The organism is Bacillus sp. 37MA (genome assembly GCF_000372765.1).
In the GTDB taxonomy this organism is placed as follows: Bacteria; Bacillota; Bacilli; order Bacillales; family Domibacillaceae; genus Domibacillus; species Domibacillus aminovorans.
On record NZ_KB889752.1, the window covers coordinates 3731022 to 3751721 of the forward strand.

Annotated in this window: 18 protein-coding genes and 2 pseudogenes; 10 read left to right on the forward strand and 10 right to left on the reverse strand. The window is 41.1% G+C overall.

What is annotated here, in order from left to right; translation table 11 throughout:
• Positions 1-2 precede the first annotated feature (2 nt).
• Entirely contained in the window at positions 3-4592 is a 4590-nt protein-coding gene (gene gltB, locus A3M5_RS0120525) for a glutamate synthase large subunit (RefSeq protein WP_018395651.1), read from the reverse strand.
• A gap of 131 nt (positions 4593-4723) precedes the next feature.
• Between gltB and gltC the strand changes: the two genes are divergently transcribed.
• Entirely contained in the window at positions 4724-5629 is a 906-nt protein-coding gene (gltC, locus tag A3M5_RS0120530) for a glutamate biosynthesis transcriptional regulator GltC (RefSeq protein ID WP_018395652.1), read from the forward strand.
• A gap of 46 nt (positions 5630-5675) precedes the next feature.
• Here the strand turns inward: gltC and A3M5_RS26270 are convergent.
• A pseudogene (locus A3M5_RS26270) lies at positions 5676-5797 on the reverse strand (aminopeptidase); the annotation flags it as partial.
• A 231-nt stretch (positions 5798-6028) separates the two neighbouring features.
• On the opposite strand from A3M5_RS26270, the gene A3M5_RS0120535 reads away from it, so the two are divergent.
• Entirely contained in the window at positions 6029-6232 is a 204-nt protein-coding gene (locus A3M5_RS0120535; protein WP_155894743.1) for a hypothetical protein, read from the forward strand.
• A gap of 89 nt (positions 6233-6321) precedes the next feature.
• Here the strand turns inward: A3M5_RS0120535 and A3M5_RS0120540 are convergent, their stop codons facing one another.
• Together A3M5_RS0120540 and A3M5_RS0120545 are read right to left on the reverse strand one after the other, a co-directional pair.
• Positions 6322-6951, reverse strand: coding sequence for a hypothetical protein (locus A3M5_RS0120540; RefSeq protein ID WP_018395654.1), 630 nt, complete (start codon positions 6949-6951; stop codon positions 6322-6324).
• Positions 6952-6966: 15 nt separating this feature from the next.
• Positions 6967-7527, reverse strand: coding sequence for a DUF3967 domain-containing protein (locus A3M5_RS0120545; protein ID WP_018395655.1), 561 nt, complete (start codon positions 7525-7527; stop codon positions 6967-6969).
• A gap of 218 nt (positions 7528-7745) precedes the next feature.
• On the opposite strand from A3M5_RS0120545, the gene A3M5_RS26275 reads away from it, so the two are divergent.
• Together A3M5_RS26275 and A3M5_RS26280 are read left to right on the forward strand one after the other, a co-directional pair.
• A complete protein-coding gene (locus A3M5_RS26275) occupies positions 7746-8120 on the forward strand; it encodes a tyrosine-type recombinase/integrase (RefSeq protein ID WP_018395656.1) in 375 nt (124 codons plus the stop codon).
• Positions 8121-8275: 155 nt separating this feature from the next.
• Positions 8276-8380 carry a hypothetical protein gene (locus A3M5_RS26280; RefSeq protein ID WP_231373300.1) on the forward strand — a complete coding sequence of 35 codons (105 nt, stop codon included), beginning with the start codon at positions 8276-8278 and terminating at the stop codon, positions 8378-8380.
• Positions 8381-8503: 123 nt separating this feature from the next.
• On the opposite strand, the gene A3M5_RS0120555 is transcribed toward A3M5_RS26280, so the two are convergent.
• Both A3M5_RS0120555 and A3M5_RS0120560 read right to left on the reverse strand, forming a co-directional pair.
• Complete coding sequence (locus A3M5_RS0120555) at positions 8504-9733, reverse strand: aminopeptidase (protein WP_018395657.1); 1230 nt, start codon at positions 9731-9733, stop codon at positions 8504-8506.
• A gap of 53 nt (positions 9734-9786) precedes the next feature.
• On the reverse strand, positions 9787-10239 hold the full coding sequence (locus tag A3M5_RS0120560; protein WP_018395658.1) for an Rrf2 family transcriptional regulator: 453 nt from the start codon (positions 10237-10239) through the stop codon (positions 9787-9789).
• 165 nt (positions 10240-10404) lie between these two features.
• On the opposite strand from A3M5_RS0120560, the gene hmpA reads away from it, so the two are divergent.
• Positions 10405-11604 (forward strand): NO-inducible flavohemoprotein, encoded by a 1200-nt coding sequence (hmpA, locus tag A3M5_RS0120565; protein WP_018395659.1) that lies wholly within the window; start codon positions 10405-10407, stop codon positions 11602-11604.
• Between the two features lie 44 nt (positions 11605-11648).
• Here the strand turns inward: hmpA and A3M5_RS0120570 are convergent, their stop codons facing one another.
• Entirely contained in the window at positions 11649-13664 is a 2016-nt protein-coding gene (locus A3M5_RS0120570) for a putative bifunctional diguanylate cyclase/phosphodiesterase (protein ID WP_018395660.1), read from the reverse strand.
• A gap of 202 nt (positions 13665-13866) precedes the next feature.
• On the opposite strand from A3M5_RS0120570, the gene motA reads away from it, so the two are divergent.
• The 3 genes and pseudogenes from motA to A3M5_RS24990 form a co-directional block, all read left to right on the forward strand.
• Positions 13867-14670 (forward strand): flagellar motor stator protein MotA, encoded by an 804-nt coding sequence (motA, locus tag A3M5_RS0120575; protein ID WP_018395661.1) that lies wholly within the window; start codon positions 13867-13869, stop codon positions 14668-14670.
• Complete coding sequence (gene motB, locus A3M5_RS0120580) at positions 14657-15424, forward strand: flagellar motor protein MotB (RefSeq protein ID WP_034299652.1); 768 nt, start codon at positions 14657-14659, stop codon at positions 15422-15424. The genes motA and motB overlap by 14 nt, the downstream gene beginning before the upstream one ends.
• A gap of 86 nt (positions 15425-15510) precedes the next feature.
• A pseudogene (locus A3M5_RS24990) lies at positions 15511-15609 on the forward strand (protease); the annotation flags it as partial.
• Between the two features lie 67 nt (positions 15610-15676).
• On the opposite strand, the gene A3M5_RS0120585 reads toward A3M5_RS24990, so the two are convergent.
• Both A3M5_RS0120585 and A3M5_RS0120590 read right to left on the reverse strand, forming a co-directional pair.
• Entirely contained in the window at positions 15677-15898 is a 222-nt protein-coding gene (locus A3M5_RS0120585; protein ID WP_018395663.1) for a DUF1128 domain-containing protein, read from the reverse strand.
• 96 nt (positions 15899-15994) lie between these two features.
• The gene (locus A3M5_RS0120590) at positions 15995-17344 is read right to left on the reverse strand and encodes an alanine/glycine:cation symporter family protein (protein WP_018395664.1); all 1350 of its coding nucleotides are present in this window, start codon (positions 17342-17344) and stop codon (positions 15995-15997) included.
• Positions 17345-17526: 182 nt separating this feature from the next.
• On the opposite strand from A3M5_RS0120590, the gene A3M5_RS0120595 reads away from it, so the two are divergent.
• The gene (locus A3M5_RS0120595) at positions 17527-17877 is read left to right on the forward strand and encodes a hypothetical protein (protein WP_018395665.1); all 351 of its coding nucleotides are present in this window, start codon (positions 17527-17529) and stop codon (positions 17875-17877) included.
• An 18-nt stretch (positions 17878-17895) separates the two neighbouring features.
• A complete protein-coding gene (locus A3M5_RS0120600; protein ID WP_018395666.1) occupies positions 17896-18741 on the forward strand; it encodes a YihY/virulence factor BrkB family protein in 846 nt (281 codons plus the stop codon).
• 42 nt (positions 18742-18783) lie between these two features.
• Here the strand turns inward: A3M5_RS0120600 and A3M5_RS0120605 are convergent, their stop codons facing one another.
• Positions 18784-20691 carry a heavy metal translocating P-type ATPase gene (locus A3M5_RS0120605; protein WP_018395667.1) on the reverse strand — a complete coding sequence of 636 codons (1908 nt, stop codon included), beginning with the start codon at positions 20689-20691 and terminating at the stop codon, positions 18784-18786.
• Positions 20692-20700 lie beyond the last annotated feature (9 nt).

A 20700-nucleotide genomic window follows, 5' to 3' on the forward strand; every position in this document is an offset into this window, starting at 1 on the left:
TCTTACACATTTTCAATAACAGGCACTTTTTTCTCCGAAAATGCTGCGTATTTTGCTTCAGATTGCTGTAAACCTTGTTCTTCAAAATAAGAAATGGCTTTCATCATGTCTTTATATTCGTGAGGGATCACACGGATAAAGTGTTTTTTTTCTGATTCCCAATTTTCTAAAATCGAAGTGGCAAGCGGGCTTCCTGTCCACTGGACATGGCTTGCAATTAACGCCTTTACTGCTGCTTCTTCCTGTGCATTTTCGAGTGACTCTGTTAAGACCATTTCACGATTAATCAAACGTTCTTGCTTCTCGCGGTTTGGTGCATATAAGTAGGCAATACCACCTGACATACCGGCCGCAAAGTTACGGCCTGTTTCGCCGAGAATGACAACGCGCCCACCAGTCATGTACTCACATCCATGATCGGTAATCCCTTCAACGACGATATTCGCGCCGCTGTTCCGGACAGCAAAACGTGTGCCGGCACGGCCGTTAATAAAGGCTTCCCCATTTGTTGCTCCGTATAAGTTTACATTTCCGCAAATCGCCTGTTCATGCGGTACAAGGTTCAGATCACGATGAGGACGGACGATTAAGCGGCCGCCTGATAAGCCTTTACCAAAATAATCATTCGCGTCGCCATTTACAGTGAACGTCAATCCCTTAGGAAGAAAAGCACCAAAGCTTTGACCAGCAGAGCCATTAAATGTGAATTGAACAGTGTTGTCTGGAAGACCTTCTGCGCCGTACGCATTCGTGACGGCAGAGCCCGTAATCGTACCCGCAGCACGGTCTGTATTGATAATGTCAAATTCACCACATACGACTTGTTTATTTTCAAGAGCAGGTCGGATCGCCTCTAATAGAAGTTGGCGGTCCATTGTACGCTCTAATTTATAGTCTTGATCTTTCGTTTTGAACTGTTTTTGACCCGTTTTGAGCGGCGTCATATATAAAAGAGGGAACAGGTCCAGGTATTTTGCTTTCCAGTGCGATTCTTTGCGTGCATGCGGCTTCAGTACTTGTTTTTGCCCAATCATTTCATTAATTGTTCGGAAACCGAGTTCCGCCATAATTTCGCGCATTTCACGCCCAACAAATGTTAAATAGTTGACGACGTGTTCCGGCTCGCCCATGAACTTTTTGCGAAGCTCTGGATTTTGTGTCGCTACACCAACCGGACATGTATCCATATGGCAGACGCGCATCATCACGCAGCCGAGAATGACGAGCGGTGCTGTCGCAAAGCCGAACTCTTCTGCACCGAGTAACGCTGCGATGACGACATCGCGGCCATTCATTAATTTCCCGTCTGTTTCGAGCGTTACCTTTTCACGCAAACCGTTCATAAGAAGCGTTTGGTGTGTTTCAGCTAGGCCAATTTCCCACGGGATACCGGCATGTTTAATACTTGTTTTCGGTGATGCACCCGTTCCGCCTTCGTAACCGCTGATGAGAATAACATCGGCTAACCCTTTCGCTACACCAGCAGCAATTGTCCCGACACCGGATTTCGCGACGAGCTTAACGTTAATGCGCGCTTCTTGATTGGCATTTTTTAAGTCGTATATAAGCTGTGCTAAATCTTCAATCGAATAAATGTCATGGTGAGGAGGAGGAGAGATCAAGCCTACTCCAGGCGTTGAACCACGTGTTTCCGCAATCCACGGATACACTTTTTTACCTGGAAGGTGACCGCCTTCACCCGGTTTCGCTCCTTGCGCCATTTTAATTTGAATTTCATTTGCTGTATTTAAATATTCGCTTGTGACACCAAATCGACCTGATGCGACCTGCTTGATGGCACTGCTTCTCATATCACCATTTTCATCCGGATGGTAGCGGACTGGATCTTCGCCACCTTCACCACTATTACTTTTGCCGCCAAGCCGGTTTAATGCAATCGCAAGTGATTCATGCGCTTCTTTACTGATTGAACCGTATGACATTGCACCAGATTTGAACCGTTTGAAGATATCTTCGAGCGGTTCAACTTCTTCCAGCGGAATGGATGGCCGAGCTGTGAAATCAAGGTCCAATAGACCGCGAAGGAACATAATATTTTCTTCGTTAGCCATTTCGGAAAATTCTTTATACAACTCATAATTGTTCGTTCTTGCTGCGTGCTGAAGCATATGAATTGTTTTCGGATTGAACGCATGTTTTTCACCGGTGCGTCTCCACTGGAATTCACCACTTGAATCGAGCGTCGGATCGTTAAATTCACTTTTGCCATATGCATCGTGATGACGGGCAAGTGTTTCCTTTAAAATAACATCTAGTGTAATGCCGCCAAGCGCTGTCGTTGTGCCGGTAAAATATGTTTCGATGACATCATGACCGATACCGACCGCTTCGAAAATTTGGGAGCCGCGGTAACTTTGTACGGTCGAGATGCCCATTTTTGCCATGACTTTAATGATGCCGCTCGTTGCTGCATAGCAATAATTTTTCTCTGCTTCCTCAGTGGAAAGGTAGGTAATCGTTCCGTCTGTAATCATTGCACGGATCGACGCAATCCCTAAATATGGATAAATGGCATCAGCCCCGTAGCCGATCAAGCAGCAAAATTGATGAACGTCGCGTGCTTCCCCTGTATCTAGTACGATGCTTACATTTGTGCGGCGTCCTGTTTGAATTAAATGTTGGTGTAGGCCGCTTATAGCAAGCAATGCCGGTATTGCTGCTTTTTTATTTGTTACACCGCGGTCTGACAAAATAATGATTGATGCGCCGTTATCGATTGCTGCATCTGCTTCGATGAATAAGCGAGCCATCGTCTGTGAAAGTGCTTTTTGTTCTTTAATATTGAAAAGAAGGGACAGTGTTGCTGTTTTGAAAGCAATTTCTTTGTTAAAGGCAATTTTATTCCATTCTTTTTCACTAAGAATCGGCGTTTCTAGTCGTATACGGCGGCTGTTTCGTGCTGACGGAGCCAGAATATTTCCTTCATCGCCGAGGAGAGTCATCGCAGAGACTACATTATTTTCGCGAATTGCATCAATTGGCGGGTTCGTTACTTGCGCGAACAGTTGCTTGAAGTAGTTGTATAATAGCTGCGGTCGTTCAGATAAAACAGCAAGCGGCGCATCATAGCCCATTGAACCAATTGGATCTGTTTTTTCAACTGCCATCGGTGCGATTTGTTTTGTTAATTCATCATACGTATAACCAAATATTTTTTGAAGATTCAGAATTTCATCCTCGCTATACACTTCCTGTAATCCGGCTCTTTCTTCCAAATCTGAAATGTGTATTAAATTTTCATTTAGCCATTCACGGTAAGGTTCAGCTGTCGTAATTTCCTGTTTAATTTCCGCGTCAGATACGATCCGGCCTTTTTCTAAATCGACAAGTAGCATCTCACCGGCACTGACCGTTTCTTTCTTCACGATTCGTTTTTCATCGACTTCGATTGTACCCACTTCAGAAGAGTAAATAATATGATCATCATCCGTTACATAATAACGTGCGGGGCGCAATCCATTTCGGTCTAAGATAGTCCCGATTTGGCGGCCGTCTGTAAATGAGATCGATGTTGGACCGTCCCAAGGTTCCATTAAGCAGCTATGATATTCGTAGAAGGCAAGTTTCGGATCGACGATGTGAGGATCGCGGTCCCAAGGTTCTGGAATTAACATCATCGCCGCATGGGGAAGGGAGCGTCCAGACAATGTTAAAAATTCAATTGCGTTATCGAGCATAGCAGAGTCGCTTCCGTTCGTATCGATAACCGGCAAAAGCTGTTCGTATTGATGGCCGAAATGTTTTGAGTAACCAGCTTTCTCGCGTGACTGCATCCAGCTAACATTGCCGCGGTTTGTATTAATTTCGCCGTTGTGGATTAAGTAGCGGTATGGATGCGCGCGTTCCCAGCTCGGGAATGTATTTGTACTGAAGCGAGAGTGTACGAGCGAGAAAGCAGATTGGTAGTCTTCTTTAGAGAGGTCAATGTAATATTGATCGATTTGCTCGGGTGTTAACATTCCTTTATAAATAATCGTTCTTGTTGAGAGGCTTGGAATGTAAAATGAACCTTTAACATCGGAGTTGTTCCTAACTTCATTTTCAATTCGTTTTCTCATAATATATAGCGCGCGTTCAAATTCTTTTTCTGTTTCGTGCTTTTTGCTTTTTTCAACAAACAATTGCATGACATAAGGAGCGATTGCCAGTGCTTCCGGTCCCGCCGCTTCTTGGTTAACGGGAACATCGCGCCATCCGAGCAGTTTTAATCCTTCTTCGTGAAGAATGAGTTCAGTCTCCAATTGAATGTGTTCGCGCTGTTTTTTATTTTTGGGCAAAAAGAACATACCCACTGCATAATGGAAAGGAGCAGGTAAATTAATGTTCAGTATTTCACATTCTTTGCGGAAAAAATTATCGCAAATTTGCAGCATAATTCCCGCACCATCACCCGTTGTTCCATTCAAGTTACCGCCGCGATGCTCAAGACGGCAAAGCATATGAATACCATCCTGGACAATTTTGTGGGAAGGACGCCCTTTTATATTGGCAATAAAACCGATGCCGCATGCATCGTGTTCATTAGAAGGATTGTATAAGCCTTGTTTTTCTGGATAACCGTAAAGATTCATGTCGTACACCTCCAGGATTTAAATCGTTTTCTCTGTTAATATTTATTGTAAAGATGATAAATGATACAATCAATATATTATTAACGAGTTTTCAATCTCATAATGAGATGGATTGGAGGAGGGAAGCAAATATGGAGATGCGCCAAATTAAATATTTTATGGAAGTTGCAAAAGAAGAACATGTCACAGAAGCGGCCCATCGCCTTCATGTCGCTCAATCTGCTGTCAGCCGGCAAATCGCAAAATTAGAAGATGAACTTGGCGTAGAACTGTTTTTACGTGAAGGGAGAAGTGTTCGCCTGACGCATGCGGGTAAGATTTTTTTGCAGTATGTTGAAACGGCGATGGATGCGATGGATAAAGCGGTGCAGGCGGTTAATGATTATTTAAATCCGGAAGCGGGCAAAATTCGGCTCGGTTTTCCGAACTCGTTGGCAACGAAAACGTTACCTCGTGTGATTTCAGCGTTTCGCAGTCAATATTTGGATGTCGGATTTGATTTTAATCAAGGATCAAACCGTGAACTGCGGGAACTTGTTCAAAAAGGAGAAATTGATCTGGCATTCGTTTCGCCCGTTCCAGAACCGTCACCGGAAATTGAAACACACATCTTTTTCTCGGAACATATGCGTGCGCTTATTCCGACGCATCATCGCCTGTCGAAACAGGAATCACTCAATTTGCGTGATTTAATGGATGACCAGTTCGTTCTGTTCCGTACCGGTTATGATATGCGTGCTCTCGTCATTGATGCGTGCCGTCAAGTGAATTTTGAGCCGGCAGTTGCATTTGAAAGCGATGACGTTTATACGATTAAAGGGCTTGTGGAAGCAGGGCTTGGTGTGAGTCTGCTTCCGGAAACACTGCTTATTGATCATACACCGATGGGTACGGTGAGTATCCCAATCAGTGTGCCGCGCGTGACGAGAACAGTGGGGGTGATTATTACAAAAGCAAGACCGTTGCCGCCATCTGAAAAATTATTTTATGATTTTTTAATTAAATATTACAATCGCCTAAATGAATTCAGCTTTTAATTAAGAAAGGACACCGGTATTTAATTAGCTGGTGTCCTTTCTTAATTCATGCCCAGTTTCCATTGCGGAAAACGAGTTCACGTGAGCCATCTTGCTTAATGCCATCGATATCATATTGGCAGAATCGATCATGAAATCAACATGTGTAATGCTTGTATTAAGGGCGTTTTACTCTAGTTGTTGTGACCACTGTGTGACCAGATAAATAACAGTAAAATCAACCTAAACAGTAAATACAGTTCCCTTACAATCGGCTTTCCTTAAACATAAAGGAAGGCTTATTTGATTTTTGCGATATACAATGACTTGTCTTAAAGAATAATGCATCTCCTTTTAGTCAATAACAAGAAAAAGGAGTTGATAAAATTGTTCAACATAAAAAGAAGGGACATGACGAAAATGAGATTTGGAGTGACGTATCAAACATCAGAACGAGTGGGGAGTTTGTATATGCCTGTTGGACCAGATCGATACGAAGTTGTGAAAATAGCTAGCGGTATTGGGAAAGTAGCGGATGAATTAATAAAAAAGGAAATAGGGATTAAAGTGGCAAGTAATCCTGAAAGTGTTTATATATATGCAATCGAGGTACTACAACCATAGAGTTAACAGAATCGTACATAAAAACTCTTCATGCTACCTCTCTTGAAAGGCGGCAAGAGAATTATTGTTGGAAATAATGTGAGTCATCTTTATGATTTAGACTCGTACAGTAATCCCTTTTTTTCTACTTGTTTTACCAATTCTTGGGCGTAAGGAATATGAGGATCAATGGTAAAACGAACTGGTTTTTGTCCTAACTCAATTATTTCATCCAATGAGGAAAACTCTAAAAATTCCCGCTTGTATCCTTCTGATTGTAATGCTTTCGCTATAATTACATCAAAATCATCCACAATTTCAGGAGAACATTCATTTACTTTTATGAAGTGCTGCATCAAATCTTCCCATTGTTCCTTTGTCGAAACTAATTCAGTCCGTATGATATGCTGGAATGAATGACACTTTTTGCAAATGAGTTGTATATCAATCAAATTGCAAATCTTATTTAAAAAATCGTATTCCTCTATTTCATGCAAGTGAAGATGTCTTATTTCTGTATCATTTTCAGGTGTCCAGCCACAAATAGAACACTTTTTTCCTTGCTGTTCTAATATCAAAGGACGAATTTTCTTTCTCCAAAGGTGGTCTGTAACAGTTTTTCTTACTGTGTATCCGTGAAAAAGCGGAGGTTTAGCAGAAGGTAGCAGTTTAAAGTCTGTTATGTTCAATTCCTCTATTTTTTTCTTTCTACTTGTTTTTGCCGCTCCCTTTATTCCCACAAAATCACCTACCTTTTATTTGAAAATCCTTTTAAACCATGATTTTTTCTTTTCTTCTTTCTCACTCGTTTGAGTAGAAAGTAATGATTTCTTTGCTTCTTGACTTGCACGTAACGATGCCATGAGTTGTTCGTCTCTACGATTTACACTATCTTTAATGTATTTGCGTTGAGCATCGAATTTTTCGGATTGTGTTTCAAGCAAATTTAAAAGAATTTCGTTAAAATCCTTTTGTTTGGCAGATGCTTGCTTCTGTTCTTTGAGTGCCGCTTTAATATTTGAAACAACTTCGCTCATATCAGCACTTACTATCTCACCCGATTCGCTCACAACATCAACGGTCATTGGGATACTAGATGAAGTTAGTAACTTGTCCACGTCTTTATTCGTTTTGCCCTGCTTATACAACTCGCAAATTTTAGTTAATACGTCATAGCAATCTTCGTGTAGTTGATAGGTTCCGTGTTCTTTCTTCATTCTTAATAAATGCTTATGCATTGACATGTATCTTTTCAATGTTTCTTGGGGGATATTTGTTTTTTCACTCATTTCTACTACTGTGATCCATTCGCTCATACGCTCACCTCGACGTTATTGTCACTCACCCATCTTAATAAAGTCAGTGTTGGCAGTCAATTGCTATGCAACACTCATTAGCATATCCATTCAAGACAATCACTAAACTCACTATAAGGTGATTGTGCATACGAAAGGACCTCCTATTAGAAAAATATAAAGCACTTTAAAAGCGAATTTGGAGCGTCTGGTGACGTTTTAGAGGGTATGTAGAATGGTTGCTAATCATTTTTGAGGTGTTCGAAAAAGATAAAAATCAGCAGGTTACTTATATTTATTCACTATATAATTATATAGAAATAACTTCTTGGGGATTTCCAAGAGTATTCTCTTGTGATTGCTACTTTCAAATCCATGTTCCTTTACCAAAAAGAAGTAATGACGAGATAACCGTTTGGGATACTGAGCAGGTTGAACACTTCATGACATATTCAAAGAAACATAGATTTTATACGGTCTATTTAATTGCAGTATTAACAGGTATGAGAAAAGGTGAGATATTAGGTTTGCGATGGAAAGACATTGGTTTTGAAGAAAAAATCCTTTATATCAGACAAATTTATGACCTCAAAGCAGTTCAAAGTTGGGGCTAAAACCAGTGCCGGTGTACGTTCTATTCATATTCTTGAATTGTTGATAGAACAATTGAAAAAGGAGAGAAAGATTGTCATTGCACATAAGCTTAAGCAAGACTCATATAGGATTGCCTCCAATTCGCTTTCACGATTTGAGACATACACATGTAACGATGTTAATTAAGCAGAACGTAAATGTAAAGGTTATATCAGAGAGGGTTGGACACACCTCTATTCAAATTACGCTAAATAAATATAGCCAGCCACGTGCTACCTAGTATGCAGAAACACGTGGCTGATGAATTAGATAAATTGTTTGAAGCTAAGGAAATGTGACAATTTCTGTGACCAATAAAGAATTAAGGAGCTGAAAACGTCTATAAATAAAGTCCTTTCTTAATTCATGCCCAGTTTCCATTGCGGAAAACGGGTTCACGTGAGCCATCTTGCTTAATGCCATCGATATTCATATCAGCAGAACCGATCATGAAATCAACATGTGTAATACTTGTATTAAGGCCGTTTTTCTCTAGTTCTTCCTGTGCCATTGCTTTGCCGCCTTCAATACAAAACGCGTATGAGCTGCCGATTGCCAAATGATTCGATGCATTTTCATCAAATAATGTATTAAAGAATAAAATACCGGCGTTCGAAATAGGGGAATCGTGCGGAACGAGTGCGACTTCGCCTAAATAATGAGCGCCCTCATCTGTTTCAATAAGCTGCCGTAAAACATCTTCCCCTTCGTCTGCTGTCACATTGACAATGCGTCCTTTTTCAAACGTAACCGTAAATCCATTAATAATATTTCCAGCGTAGCTAAGCGGTTTCGTCGCTTTTACATACCCGTTTACGCCTGTTTTAATCGGTACGGTAAACACTTCTTCTGTCGGCATGTTAGCCATAAATGAATGACCCTGTTCACTGATACTACCGGCACCGACCCATAAATGATTATCAGGCAGATCAATCGTTAAATCTGTTCCTGGTGCAGTGTAGTGAAGCGTTTTGAAATGCTTTTCATTTAATACGGCGACTTTTTCACAAAGACGGGCGTCATGTTCCTTCCATGACTGTACCGGATCCGCATGATCAGCGCGAACCGATTTGAAAATGGCTTCCCATAGGGCGGGAATACGCTTTTCTTCAGGCAGATCAGCAAATACTTTATCTGCCCATTCTTTTGACGGAGCAGCAACGACTGTCCAACTCACTTTGTCAGATTGAATGTATTCACGGTATTTTTTCATCGCGGTACCAGCTGTTTTTTGATATGCAGCAATCCGCTTTGAATCAACGTCTTTCAATAAATCAGGACTTGAAGAAATAATAGACATAAAAGCAGCGCCTTCTTCAGCGAGTGTTTCCATCATTAGCTTATTCCACGCCGGGAATTCATTAAATGCCTCATCAGGAGCAAGAGTATACTTTAAACGGGAAACGGTGTCGTCACTCCAGTCAACATATACGTGTTTTGCGCCCGCTTCATATGCTTTTTGAACGATAAGACGGACCAGTTCAGCGGCATCGAGTGTCGCACGTACAACAAGTGATTGACCGGGTTGTACATTGACGCCGGTTGTTACGGATAGTTGTGCATATTTTTCAAGCTGTTCATGAAAAGTAGTCATGTGAAATTCTCCTTTATATTAGGTAGTGATTTCATTGTAACAAAAAGAACGCATCATTGTTTGAATGACGCGTCAGGGTTCAATAGTGTGCGGAGCATGTCTTTATTCGTTATTAAGTCGGCGAGCGTATAGCGGTCTAGCACCGCAAGATACGCCTGCAACGCTTCAAATAAAACGTGTTTCAGCCCACAGACAGGAGTGATAACACAGCTGTTTTTTTCTTCGGAAAAGCATTCCACAATGTGAAAATCATCTTCCGTTTTCCGGACGACAGCACCGATGTTGATTTTTGCTGGCTTCATCGCCAGCCGGATGCCGCCGTTGCGCCCGCGCAGCGTTTCAATGTAGCCAAGTTTGCCGAGTTCATGAATCACTTTCATTAAGTGGTTTTTAGAAATATTGTAGGCTTCGGCAATATCTTTTATATTGGACAACTTATCTTCATTATACGAACCAAGATAAATTAAAACACGCAGCGAGTAGTCTGTATATAATGTTAATTTCATATTCTCACCTATCCTATCTATTTATTATGTCACGGGTAACGATCGAGTGCAATTGTGAACAATTTTTAAAAGATGTATTTAATATATTGCTTTTTTTGTGTTGTTCCAGTATAAATAAGATATAAATAAAATACATCTTTAAAAGATGAATCGGAGGGAACTATCGTGCTATCACAAAAAACAATTGACATCGTCAAATCAACTGCTCCTATTTTAGAAACACATGGTGTTGACATTACAACTTATTTTTATAAAACAATGTTTGAAGCACACCCTGAACTATTAAATATTTTTAACCATGCAAATCAATCACAAGGCCGTCAGCAGACAGCTCTTGCAAATACAGTATACGCAGCAGCTCAGTATATCGATCAGCTTGAAGTGCTTCTTCCGACAGTGAAGCAAATTGCCCAAAAGCATCGCAGTTTGACCGTGAAACCAGAACATTATCCAATCGTTGGTGAATATTTATTAAAAGCGATTAAAGGAGTGCTTGGTGATGCAGCAACAGATGAAATCATCGGTGCATGGGGCGAAGCGTATGGCGTGATCGCGCAAGTGTTTATTGATATTGAAAAAGAAATGTATGTAGAAGCAGCCGAGAAGTCAGGTGGATGGGAAGATTTTAAAGAATTTATCGTTGAAAAGAAAGTAACGGAAAGTTCACTTATTACATCTTTTTATTTAAAAGCAAAAGATGGCGTATCTGTTCCATGGTATTTGCCAGGGCAGTACATTACAGTCCGTTTATCAATTCCTGGCCAAAAACATTTATTGAACCGTCAATATAGTTTGTCTCAAGCACCGGGAAGCGATTCTTTCCGCATTTCTGTCAAACGGGAAGCAGATCATAATCCACAGGGAAAAGTATCAAATTACCTTCACGATCGATTAAATGTGGGAGATACGATAGAAGCAAGCGCACCTGCTGGCGATTTCTATTTAGAAAAAGGAGAGCAGCCAGTCGCATTAATTTCAGGCGGTGTTGGGATTACTCCGATGATGGCGATGCTTGGCTCAATTGCAGAAAATGAGCCAAATCGCAAAACAGTATTCGTTCATGCAGCGCGTAATAAAGATGCACATGCATTTGGCGAAGAAGCAGCAGCGCTCGTTGAAAAGTTAAACGATGGAAAAATGTACATTGCCTATGAAGCGAAAAAAGATGAATCGGAAGTGTGCGACATTACGGGGTATGTAAGCCGAGACTTTTTACAGCAGGTCATTGAATCAAACAGCGTATGCTACATATGCGGACCGATTTCATTTATGCGTGCGGTCGTCAGTCATTTGACAGCGCTAGGCTTCAGCAAAAACAATATAAAATACGAATTTTTCGGACCGGCACTGGCTTTGGAGGCGTAAAATAAAAAGCGGGGGATCTTATAGGGATTCCCCGCTTTTTTGTTTTATGATCTGTATTCTTTTTGTTCGTAGCGCGCATCGAGTACTTCCGCTCGTTCGGGTCTGCTAATAAAATAGCCTTGTATAAAATCGCAGCCAAGCTCTTTCAAAACGTTCAGCTGTTCTTCCTTTTCGACACCTTCTGCAATGATAGTGAGACCAAACAATTTGGCAAGTTGGATGATCATTTTCACAAGTGCTTTATCTTCATAAGAGGTATGTACATCGTCGATAAATGATTTGTCGATTTTTAATATATGAATGGGCAGCATTTTTAAATATGTCAGAGAGGAGACGCCGGTCCCGAAATCATCGAGTGAAATAGAAACGCCTTCTTTTTTCAAAGCATCAATAACATTGAGCGCATTATCAAACTGTTGCATAATTGATGTTTCGGTGATTTCTAGTTCGAGATGTCTAGCGTTAAGATTATGTGTCTGCAATGTGTGCTTGACAATTTCAATTAGACGGTCTGATAAAAACATCGGTGCCGATATATTAACAGCAATACGTTCAATTAGATGATGATCACATTGCCATATTTTCATCTGACGACATGCTTCGTTTAAAATCCAATTTGTTAAATCAAAAATAAAGCCATTTTTCTCAGCGATTGGAATGAATTTCGAGGGTGAAACGAAGCCGTGCACTGGGCTTTCCCAGCGGACTAGCACTTCAGCGGAGTCAATTTTTCCAGTATGAAGATTGAATTTTGGCTGGTAGCATAAATAAAATTCTCCATTTTCAAGTGCACTTCGAAAACTCATAGCAATGTGCCGTTCCATGTCCTGATTATGGAAATTAGAATTATACACAACAATCTCGTTTTTACCGTTATTCTTCACGTGATGAAGAGCCCGCTCAGCGTTTAAGATTAAAATATTGCAACTAGACCCGTGTTCCGGTGCCAGTGCGACTCCGGCTGAAAACGTGATAGGGGTAGGTTCACCAAATGCATGAAATGACTTCAGATACGAGTTAAATTGTTTTGTTAACAAAGTACGGATTTCTTGATGACTGAACGTGCCAGGAATAGCAACGGCAAATTTATTTCCTTCAATACGGGCTGCAATGCTATTTTCCGTTATTGCTTTTTTAAATCTTGATGCAAATTCAATAATTAGCTTATTGCCACTCTCATATCCATAGGTTTCATTTATCCATTTAAAATTGTCAATATCGATAATGACTACGGCAATCGGCAAATTTAACGGCGTTGTCCGTGCATGAACAAATCGTTCAAGGCTGCGCCGGTTAGGCAGGTTTGTTAAATCATCTGTATAGGCGAGTTGCATCGCTGTTCTCCGGTCCAGAAAAGAAAGGATTGTAATAAACAGGAAAATCATAATAGCAGGCAATAAAATAAGCACAACTAACATATCTGACGAAGATTGATTTTGCTCCGGGATGACAAATCCTTCTGGTACATAAAAATCAGCCGAATACATGCCTATGTAGTGCATGCCGCTGAGTGCGGTGCCCATTAAAAGTGATGCGATGATTTTTAGTCGAACATCGCGCTTCTGGGTAAAATAATAAAAGAAACGAATCGCCGCATATGAGGCCGCAATGGCAGTGGATATCGCTAAAAAACGATAAAAGGGATTATAGATTATATCACTATCGATTATGATAGACATCATGCCTATATAGTGCATTAAGACACTACCGAAACTGATAGTAATTGAAGCAGCGCTGAAAGTCCACCAGCGTCTACTTGTTTTATAAAGGATATAAAAAGCAGCGTATGCTGCTAAAATAGCGGGAATCATCGATATAATCGTTAAAGAGATGTTGTACTGAATCGGAATTGAAAAAGCCATCATGCTGACAAAATGCAATGTCCAAATGGTCAATCCCATGGATAGTGCGGCTGTTATGAGCCATATATTCGTTCTCCCACGGATGATTGAATGAACGATTCGTTCATTCATCGTTAATGTTACATAGGACCCGATGACGGCAATCAAGATTGATAGAGCAACGATGTCATATTCATAAAATTCCGGTAAAGTTATCATAGGTAAATTGGCCTCGTTCGGTATAGTTATTTCATTTTAACAGAAGAATGTAAAATGATGAATAGGATTTTGTTAAGTTTATATTTTGACATAAAAGTATGAATTTCATTCGTAGAGCATTCTCTTTTTCGTCAAGAACGTGTAGAATAATGGTTAAATATAGTCGAGAAATAGACTGATAGAAATAGGATGGAGATAAAGTATGGATAAAGCATCGCTCGTGGGAGTCCTATTAGGGCTTGTTGCAGTAGGTGTCGGAATGTTTATGAAAGGGGTAAGTCCTCTAGTACTTATTAACCCGGCAGCTATTTTGATTATTATTTTAGGGACTATCGCCGCGGTAACCATTGCGTTTCCTGGATCAGAGTTAAAGAGAGTACCGAAACTATTTGGTATTTTGTTTAAAGAACAAAAACTGATGACTATACAGGAAGTCATTTATCTATTTACAGGGTGGGCGGAACTTGCACGTAAAGAAGGACTTCTTTCACTGGAATCAAAAATGAACGAAATTGACGATGATTTTTTGAAAAATGGGCTTAGTTTAGCTGTTGATGGACAAAGCGCGGACTATATTCGTGACGTCCTCAGTGAAGAAATAGCTGCCATGGAAGACCGTCACCTTGCAGGCGCAGCTATTTTTTCACAAGCAGGAATGTATGCCCCAACACTCGGTGTACTCGGCGCTGTAGTAGGATTGATTTCTGCACTTGGAAATATGAGCGATACCGTGGCACTCGGGCATGCCATTTCAGCGGCTTTCGTGGCCACTTTGCTAGGGATTTTTACAGGTTACGTGTTCTGGCACCCATTTTCAAATAAATTAAAACGAAAATCAATACTAGAAGCAAAAGTAAAAGAAATAATGATTGAAGGTATTTTGTCGATTCTTGAAGGAGAAGCACCACGTGTTCTGGAGCAAAAACTTGCTTCTTATTTGCCGGCGGATGAGAAGAAAAAATTATTGAACTCATCAGGAGGAGAAGATGGATATGGTGAAACGTAAAAAGAAAAAACATGACGACCATATTGATGAATCCTGGCTTCTCCCGTATTCTGATTTATTAACGCTTCTTCTGGCTCTTTTTGTCGTCCTATTCGCGAGCAGCTCCATTGATGCTCAAAAATTCCAGGCTATTTCGTCTGCCTTCAATAATGAGCTGCAAGGTGGAAGCGGCGTACTTGATTACGAAAGTCCGATAGAGAATGATTCCATGTCAGAAGTGGAAACGGAGCGCCAGCAACTAAACGGGCTTGAAAAAGAAGATCGCGAAGAATTGATTGAAATGCAAGAGAAAATGACACAATATATTAATGAAAATAATCTGCAAGATAAAGTGGAGACTGCATTAAATGGGGAAGGGCTGCTGCTGCGTATTCGCGATAACGTGCTTTTTAATTCAGGCGCAGCAGAAATTCAACCAGAACAGATTGTCAGTGCGCAGGAAATTTCAGAACTGCTCGTCATGGACATTCCGCGCAGCATCATTATTAGCGGACATACAGATAATGTACCAATTAAAACAGCTATGTTCGATTCAAACTGGGAACTTAGCGCCATGCGTGCCGTAAACTTTATGAAAGAGATTTTAAAAAATGAGAAACTGGACCCACGCCTTTTTAGCGCGAAAGGATATGGCGAATATCAGCCGATCGCTTCAAACGATTCCATATCGGGACGTGCGCAAAACCGGCGTGTCGAAATTTTAATATTGCCTCAAGGACAGACAGATCAATCTGTACCGGAAGCAACAGAATGACAGAGCGACATTTCGCGCTGTCCTTTTTTGTTTAAAGAAAAAGAAGGCGGGTAAACTTTAAACTGTAAAACAAAAGCAAACGTTGAAAAGAAGTCGTTGTATGTCAGAATCAGCTGGTGACAAGCCGCACGCCAGATGACATTCCAGCATTTAACCGTGAATCACTTAAATTACTAGCTGAATAATAAAGAAAAGAGGAGAAGGAGCTGTCCCTAGTCGGTGATCATTGACTAGGGACAGCTCCTTTGTTTTTTATTTACGTAAATTGCCAAGTTCTTCGGCGATCGCTTGCATTTCATTCGGGCTGAATGAATTTTTACGAGCGACGAGTTCATAAATATCTTTTAAATCTTCATAAGAAGAACTGATAAAGTGTTCCGCGCTGATCGCGCCAGTATTGACCATACGGAGTTTTTTTGTAATTTCATTGACCATATACTGAATGTTTTCTGTTGACTTTACACTTAAGTCCACTGTTATGTCACCTTTTTCATTTTTTATAATCATTCCATGATTTTTTTATCTTGTCAATAAGATAAAAAGCCCCTAGCAAATATAGCGCGTTTTTTATTAAGCAGCGCGTTTTTCTTTTTGAATCTTTTTGAGAATTTGACGTGTTTCAGCAACGACAACACCCGATAGTCCGAGAAGACCAATTAAATTTGGTAAAGCCATTAAACCATTCATAATATCTGAGAACGTCCAGACAAGATCAAGGCTTGTCACAGCACCAATGAATACAGCGAGAACGAACACGATCCGATAATACTTTACGATTTCTTTACTGAATAAGTAAGTGAAACACTTTTCTCCATAATATGACCAGCCGATAATCGTCGCTGAAGCGAAGAACAAGAGTCCAATGGCTACGATATATGAACCGGCAGAGCCAAGGAATATATTAAATGAAGCTGTTGTGAGTTCGCTTCCTTCAAGTCCGGAATCGTACTGACCAGCAAGGACAATTGTCAGTCCTGTAATTGAACAGAGGACGATCGTATCAATAAAGACTTGTGTCATCGAAACGAGTGCCTGGCGGGCTGGCATATCCGTTTTTGCAGCTGCCGCCGCAATGGAAGCAGAACCGAGCCCGGCTTCATTTGAGAATACACCACGTGCGACACCGTAACGAATGACAGTACCGATCGCGCCGCCAGCCACTGCTTCTCCAGTAAACGCATCTGTCAAAATAAGTACTATAGCAGCAGGAATTTCTGTCATATTTATGAACAACACGATCAAACCGGCAATCACATAAAATGCAGCCATGAATGGGACGAAAAAGGCTGCAACGCGTCCAATGCTTTTAATGCCGCCAAGCAGTACAAGTGCACTGAAGATTGTTAAGACAATACCTGTAATCCAGGTAGGTACGTCAAATGTAGATTTCACAACACTCGCAACCGAGTTTGCCTGCACAAGGTTTCCGATTCCAAAAGCGGCAATGGCACCGAATAAAGCGAACAAGACACCAAGCCATTTTTGATTGAGACCACGTTCGAGATAATACATCGGTCCCCCGGACATTTCGCCATCTTCGTCCTGCACACGGTATTTAACAGCAAGAACAGCTTCCGCATATTTCGTTGCCATCCCAAAAAATGCGCTTATCCACATCCAGAACAATGCGCCCGGACCACCGATTAAGATAGCTGTCGCGACACCGACGATATTTCCGGTTCCAATTGTCGCTGCAAGTGCAGTCATTAACGCTTGAAAGTGTGAAATATCGCCTTCAGAATTCTTGTCCTGATTTTTACTAAACGCAAGCTTCAATGAATATGGAAGAAGACGAATTTGAAGAAAACCAATCCGAAAAGTGAGATAAATTCCTGTACCAACAATAAAAATTAAAAGCGGCGGTCCCCAGATAAATGAGCTGATGCTTCTAAGTAGTTCTAATAATCCATCATGATCCATAAAAATCCACCTCATTAGATAGACTATTCTGAAAAAATAGATACACTTTAAATAAAAATTAATTTCGATGACTTTGTGTTTCGAATTTCAACAAAAGGGGAAAAGCTTCAACAGTAAAAAGGAAAATAGATTGTATCAGCCGAATACATGTTGTATTGAGATAAAGAAAGGATGAATATTTAATGGGAAAAAGTAAATTTTTTGTCAGTGTAGCAGTAGGCGCAGCAGTCGGAGGTGTCATCGCACTTCTAGACCGGAATACGCGTAATGAAATGTCTTCGTGGGCACAGTATTTAGTTGCGCTTGCGAAAGATCCGGAGCAGTTAACGGCATCATCACGGGAGTTGATCGACCGTGCAACGACAACAGCTCAAAAAATTAATGAAGATGTGGCATTTATTAAAGATAAAGTGGATAATTTGAAAGAATTGACACCGGAAGTGAAAGAGCTTGTCAATGAAACAAAAACAACCTTTCTACCGCAAGGACAAAATCCGGCGGCTTCTGCTGACAGCGAGCAATCGCCGTCATAATATCGGAGGGAAGCAGTTTTGGCAGAACATACAGAGAAAAAAACAGAACTTCGGATCTTCTTTAAGCATTTAGTAAGGAGAATTAAAGTATCTGATGTGCCGGGCGTTGGAGCACAAATGGCGTATTTTTTTCTGCTCTCCATATTCCCGCTCCTGCTCTTTATGGTGACGCTGCTTGGGTACTTGCCGATTGATCCGGATGAAATCTTTAATATTATTAAAGATTTTGCTCCAGCGGATTCATTGAGTATGATTCAAGATACGATTCAAGAAGTGACAACTTATCAAAATGGCGGCCTGTTGTCTGTCGGTATTCTCGGGACTATTTGGTCCGCTTCCAATGCGATGAATGCCGTTATTAAAGGGCTGAACTATGCGTATGACGTGAAGGAAACACGCGCGTTTTATCACGCACGTGGCTTGTCTATTTTGCTCACATTCGCGTTTATTTTTATTATTGCGGTGATGCTTATTTTGCTCGTGTTCGGTCAGCAAATTGGCGCATTCGCGTTTGAATTTCTTGGTATGGGTGAGCAGTTTGTCATCATCTGGACATGGATCAGGTTCTTGTCCCCTCCTATTGTCTTATTCTTTGTGTTTGTCGGTCTTTATTACTTGTCCCCGAACTTAAAGGTAAAATGCGTGACTGTTTTTCCAGGAGCAATATTTGCTGCACTCGGTTGGATTATTGTATCGCTTGGCTTTTCATTTTATGTCAACAATTTTGGTAATTACTCTGCTACATATGGAAGTATTGGGGGCGTCATTATCTTAATGATCTGGCTGTATTTATCGGCGATGATCATTTTAGTCGGTGGTGAAATTAATGCGCTGCGCAACGATCAAAAACGAGGAATGGTCTAAAATAAAAACCCGCTTGAGCGAGAAGCTCAAACGGGGTTTTTTTTATGTTCGTTTTAAAAGGCGCAGGCCATTTAAAATAACGAGGATTGTGCTGCCTTCATGTCCAAGAACGCCGAATGGCAAATCAAGCACTTGAAAGAAGTTTGAGATGATTAATAACGAGATTACTGAAATAGAGAAGATCACATTTTGTTTCACAATTCGTTGCATTTTGCGGGATAGCTTAATAGCTTCGGCAATTTTCGGTAAATCATTTTTCATTAAGACAACATCAGCTGTCTCAAGCGCCACGTCAGATCCTTCACCCATCGCAATCCCGACAGATGCTGTTGCCAGTGCTGGCGCATCGTTGATTCCGTCACCAACCATTGCAACCGTACCGTATTTTTCAAGCAAGTTTTTCACATGATTTACTTTATGCTCCGGTAAACATTGGGCAATATAAGAGCCAAGTGCTGTTTCAGCAGCGATCGCTTTTGCTGTTTTTTCGCTATCCCCGGTTAACATAATGGTGAAAATACCTTCATCCTGCAATATTTTCAGCGCCTGCTTCGTTTCATCACGAATGATATCTTTTAGTGCAATGACAGCCGCTATACCCTCATGATCGGCTACAAAAATCGTCGTTTTACCATCCTCAGCAAACGCTAATGACGCACCGTTTGCGAATGCATCAGCTTCTTCTTTTCCGACAAAAGCTGCTTTCCCGATTTTCCATTCTTTTTGATCAATCGTGCCTTTTACTCCCCATCCGGCGACGTCTTCAAGATGATCAGGAGGAGAAAATGGAATCTGTTCATTTTGCACGTAACGAACGACAGCGCGAGCAAGCGGATGATTTGACCGGCTTTCGATGGAAGCGGACACTTTCAATAAAGAATCATGGTTTAATCCTTTGCGGATGATAATGTCTGTTACTTCCGGTTTACCACGTGTTAATGTACCTGTTTTATCAAACGCAATCGCTTTTACATGACTCAGATTCTCCAGATGGGCTCCGCCTTTAAATAGAATCCCGCTGCGGGCACCGCTAGAAATAGCCGACAATGTCGCCGGCATAATCGATGCGACGAGTGCACATGGTGATGCGACAACAAGCAGTACCATCGCTCGGTAAAATGTCTCTGTCCAGCTCCAGCCAAGAAAGAAATGGGGAAGAAACATCATGACAGCGACCACAATCAATACCACTTTTACATATGTGCCTTCAAATTTTTCAATGAACTGCTGGGAAGGTGATTTTTCACTTTGCGCCGATTGAACGAGATCAATAATTTTTTGAAATAACGTTTCATCAGACCTTTTTGTTACTTCAATGTAAACAGAACCGGTCATATTCACTGTACCGGCAAACACATCAGTGCCTGCTTCTTTTGATACTGGAATCGACTCACCGGTAATTGCAGTTTCATCAATCGTCGTATGTCCTTTAGTTAGGACACCATCTGCCGGTACACGTTCACCCGGCTTGACGACGATCATATCACCGCGTGTCAATTCAGACACATGCACTTTTTCTTCTATGCCATCACGGACGAGCAACGCTGTGTCAGGCTGAATATCCATTAACGCTGATATTTCTCGCTGGCTTTTATTTAACGTATACGTTTCAAGCGCCCCGCTGACGGCGAAAATAAAAATTAAAATGGCGCCTTCTGTCCAGTATCCGATTGCAGCGGAACCAGCCGCTGCTAAAATCATCAGCATTTCCACATTTAATTCTTTATTTTTAATCGTTTCTTCAATGCCTTCTTTTGCTTTTGCAAAACCGCCAATGACAAATGCCGATAAATAGGCAACAACAGACATCGCTTCTACTCCATTTTGATCAAGTATCCAGCCGGTAAGAATAAGCACACCGCTGAACAGGGCAGCGATTAATTCGAGATGCGGTTTCAATTTATCGAACAGGCTGGTTTGAAGCGGAGCATTCTCAGTGTAAGTAGACATCTTGTTTCC